Here is a 1659-nt window from a genome sequence, read left to right as displayed (position 1 = left end):
TTGGTGTTCTTGACGGGGGCGGGCACTTCGACGCCGGCCGCGGCCTGCGCGATCACGGCCTGGGCCTCGACCTTGGCGGCGAGCGCATCGACCGGCGCCGCGGCGCTCACGGTGCGCTTCTCGATGCGCTTCTCGGGCGTCGCATTGAGCACGATGCGGTGCACGTAGATGCCCGGCAGATGGACGTCGTCGGGGGCGATCTCGCCGACCTCGACGATCTTCTCGACCTCGACGATGCAGATCTTGCCGGCCATCGCGGCGGCCGGGTTGAAGTTGCGCGCCGTGAGCCGGAAGCGCAGGTTGCCCGACTTGTCGGCCACGTCGGCCTTGACCAGCGCCACGTCGGGCACCAGCGAGCGCTCCATCACGTAGGTCTCGCCGTCGAACTCGCGCAGCTCCTTGCCCTCGGCGACCTGCGTGCCGACGCCGGTCTTGGTGAAGAAGGCCGGAATGCCGGCGCCGCCGGCGCGCAGCTTCTCGGCCAGCGTGCCCTGCGGCGTGAATTCGAGCTCGAGTTCGCCGGCCAGGTACTGGCGTTCGAACTCCTTGTTCTCGCCGACGTAGCTGGCGACCATCTTCTTGATCTGCCGCGTTTCGAGCAGCTTGCCGAGGCCGAAGCCGTCGACGCCGGCGTTGTTCGAGATGCAGGTCAGGTTCTTGACGCCCGAGTCGTGCAGCGCGTCGATCAGCGCCTCGGGAATGCCGCACAGGCCGAAGCCGCCGACGGCAAGTGTCTGGCCGTCGGCGACGACGCCCTTGAGCGCCGCGTCGGCGGAGGGATAGATCTTGTTCGCCATGGTTCCTCGCAGGGTGATGGTTGAAATCCGGACTCCGAACGATACTACGTACTGGCATACGTAGTATTTCGTAATGGACACCCCCGACACCGCGCTCGCCGCCATCGACTACCGGCTCGCCTTCGAGCAGGCGCCGGTGGGCATGGTGCTGTCGCGGCACCGGATCATCGTCGACTGCAATGCGCGCTTGTGCGAGATGTTCGGTGCCACGCGCAGCGCGCTGGTCGGCCAGTCGTTTCGCGTCCTGTACCCGAGCGTCGCCGAATTCGAGCGCATCGGCAAGCGCATGGAGCCGATCCTGAACGCCAGCGGCCGCTATGCCGACAACCGGATGATGAAAAGACTGGGCGGCCTGCACGGCGTTTTCGCCGGCGAGACCTTCTGGTGCCACGTGAGCGGCCAGGCGCTGAACCGCGAGGCGCCGCACGAGGCCGGCATCTGGATCTTCGAGGACCTGGGCTCGCGCCGGGCCGCCAAGGCCGACCTGACGCCGCGCGAGCGCGAGGTGGCGGCGCAGGTGATGAAGGGCCTGACCTCGAAGGAGATCGGCCGCGCGCTGGCGATCAGCCACCGCACGGTCGAGATCCATCGGGCCCGGCTGATGCGCAAGTACACGGCGGCGACCACGGCCGAGCTGGTTCAGAAGCTGATCGCCGGCTAGAGTCGACACCACCCGATGAACCCGTACCACGACCCCGGCAAGTCGCATCACCGCCCGGACGGCTTCCAGAACAACTACATCGAGTTCGAGCCCAAGAGCCTGGCGGAGCTGCTGCGCTGGCGCCGCGAGGCCGCGCGGCGCCGCCTGCCGCCGCCGCCGCTGGCACCGACGCCCCGGGTCGCGCCCGAGCTGGCCTKGCTG

Annotated in this window: 2 protein-coding genes and 1 pseudogene; 2 read left to right on the top strand and 1 reads right to left on the bottom strand. The window is 68.5% G+C overall.

Translation table 11 applies throughout. The annotated features are described in order from the left end of the window. Positions 1–797, bottom strand: a 797-nt coding sequence (locus AC1D2E_RS35770) for a CoA transferase subunit A (RefSeq protein WP_478201781.1), incomplete at its 3' end; no start/stop codon positions are given. A gap of 73 nt (positions 798–870) precedes the next feature. On the opposite strand from AC1D2E_RS35770, the gene AC1D2E_RS35765 reads away from it, so the two are divergent. Continuing rightward, on the top strand, positions 871–1458 hold the full coding sequence (locus AC1D2E_RS35765; RefSeq protein ID WP_478177523.1) for a LuxR C-terminal-related transcriptional regulator: 588 nt from the start codon (positions 871–873) through the stop codon (positions 1456–1458). A 15-nt stretch (positions 1459–1473) separates the two neighbouring features. Continuing rightward, positions 1474–1659, top strand: a pseudogene (locus AC1D2E_RS35760) (MBL fold metallo-hydrolase); the annotation flags it as partial.

The organism is Variovorax sp. P1_H2, from assembly GCF_056405295.1.
The sequence above is the reverse complement of the archived record's forward strand: the minus strand, read 5'-3'. Positions and strand labels throughout refer to the sequence as shown.